This window comes from Methanoculleus sp. MH98A (genome assembly GCF_000691865.1).
GTDB lineage: Archaea > Halobacteriota > Methanomicrobia > Methanomicrobiales > Methanoculleaceae > Methanoculleus.
In genome coordinates, this window is sequence record NZ_JMIO01000151.1 from 1 (window position 1) to 2,359 (window position 2,359).

The following is a 2,359-nucleotide window of genomic DNA, read 5'->3' on the forward strand; positions in this document are numbered from 1 at the left end:
AACAATGTATATCCGTTTCATGATTGAATCACCTCATTAATAGACTCCGTAGCGAGCGGGAGTGAGACAACTGTTGTAACTGCCGGAGATCTCGTAGGTGTCCACTCCATGGTAACCGAACGGCCAGTGCAAGTAGCAGTCGTCCTTTGCATTGCTTGCGGCGCTTGCAACGGTCTCCCCGTTTCGCAACCGGTCCCAGAAGCTCCCGGACCAGCACTTTCCGTTTTCGACCTCGACCTCGCCGTCGAACCCCAGGCAGATGTCTGCGCCTTTGTTCATGGTCTGCTGGAGAAGATCTCCGTTGTAAGGGTTGTAGTGGGACGTATGGCAGGCGAGGTAGACCGCGAGCAGGACATCCCTGATGTCGGTCCCGTAGTCAGTTATGTAGTACCGGTCGTTTCCCGGGTAGTGGCCGTCGGTGTCGGCAAGTATCCAGGATTTCGAGGAGAACTTTATCCCACCGCCTTTATGCGAGTCGTCGTAGTAGAGGCCGTGGCCGTTGAAGAAGAACACCGCATCCGACCTGAACTGACCGTAAGCCGTCGATGCGTGTGCATTCGTGGACGACGAGCTGGAGTAGTACATCGCTGCCTGATCCACCCGTGCGTCGTAGGCCGTCGGCGTCGTATCCGAACAGTCATAGTTGTGCGCGGGTGGTGCGGCGCTGGCGACAGCAGGCAGAGCCGCGAGCAGGAAGAGTGCTGCCAGCATGTAGATCCATGGTTTCATAAGTATCCCTCAAGGAGCGCCCGGGCATTCCTGCACCCGGAACTAAACCCGAATTCGAGGGGGAATCTTATAAAGCCCGCTGTCGTCGTTCGGTTCTGGCCGAACAAATCTTAAACTTTGCGATCTGCTGCGTGGCGGATGGGTAAATGTGCGGGTGTTCGGGACTGTGGGTGTCGGCGGGTCCTGTCTCCAGGGGCGGGGATTATTGTCCTGCCATAAGAAGGTTTATGATGTGTTCGGTTCCAGCCGAACGATGCCTGCTGATTTTATATGTTTTAATGACCTCAAAATGCGTAAGGTGCCGCATGCGGTACCCGTTTGTGTGCGGGGGTCGCCCATCCCCGGTTGACGCCCCGGATGACGCGCCCCGCAAGCCCGGAGGCAACAGGATGTACACATTCTGCGCACTTAAACGTGTGCTTCTCCTGCCTCCGTGGACAGAAACTGGAGGAAAACGAAATGAACGGAAAAACTGGAATGCGGGTATTCTCCTTGCTCACGGCGCTGCTGCTGGTGGGCGTGGGGGTTGTGTCTGCGGTGAGCGCCCAGGATGTCACAGGGACCCTTCCCGCAGATAGCAGCGAGCCGGTCCTGGTCATCGGGGATTCTATGGATGTACTCATCACGGGTACTACATCGGTATCCGATATGCGAGCATCCGGAATCAACGCTCCAGAAGAGCTGAACATCCCGAAGGGCATTACCCGGTACGATCTCGTGACGTTCGATCATGCTGCACTGAACAAGCAGATACGGGGCGTACTCCCCCTCCAGATCCATGGCAAGGAGTACCAGGCCGAACTGCACAGGATGGATTTTGAGCAGATCGACGACGGCATCGACTCGTACGAGGGGGTGATCGTCGGCGTTGGCGGGAGCGATGTTCTCCTGACGACCGGGGAAAACGCCCTTGTCGGGAGTGTAACCTTCGGTAACGAAACATTCTGGATCACCCCGGTCGAGTCGCGAGCGCGCGCAAAGGGAGAAGCATCGCCTCTGCATGTCATCTACAGCTCTCAGGATATTGAAAATCCTGAAAAATGGAGTCTTATCGACTACGGGACGCTCACGCCCCCGGAAGGATACACTCCGATCGAAGTTCCCGAGAATCTGGAATCTTCCATGAGAGAACTCCAGGACCAGTATGCCACGGTCAATCTGCTGGTGGTTACCGATAACCAGTTCTACCAGGATCAGGACAACTGGAAAACAGTCGCTCAGGATATCGTAGCCGAAGCGAACCGGCAGTTTGACCGGGACGATATTAGGGTGACGCTCTGTGTAATGGCGTATACCGATTCAAAGCGGGTTCAACTCTCAAACCATTCTAACATCACGAGCAACCCCGTTGTTGCGGTCCAAGCGATCTATCCGAACACCGACCTTGATCTCTGGGCCGCAGATATTGCACTGTATGTTGGTGGTTACGATGCAGACGGTTCTGCACAGGGGGCTACTTACGGCTACTACCCATATCATCATCGGCATGCCTGGGCTCAGATGGTCCCTGACGACATCTTGTACCTGGGTACCACACACGGCCGCAGGTGCGTGAGCATCCATGAACTGGGGCACCTCTTTGATGCTGGTCACCAGGAGCTGGATGAAAACCGGACGATCCCGTCTTACC

The 2,359-nt window shown here is 55.8% G+C and carries 2 protein-coding genes; one reads left to right on the top strand and one right to left on the bottom strand.

Annotated features, from left to right (window positions below):
* Positions 1-36: 36 nt before the first annotated feature.
* The gene (locus tag EI28_RS12235) at positions 37-729 is read right to left on the bottom strand and encodes a hypothetical protein (RefSeq protein WP_048115212.1); all 693 of its coding nucleotides are present in this window, start codon (positions 727-729) and stop codon (positions 37-39) included.
* A gap of 459 nt (positions 730-1,188) precedes the next feature.
* On the opposite strand from EI28_RS12235, the gene EI28_RS12240 reads away from it, so the two are divergent.
* The coding region (locus EI28_RS12240) for a hypothetical protein (RefSeq protein ID WP_197018514.1) at positions 1,189-2,359 on the top strand (1,171 nt) is incomplete at its 3' end.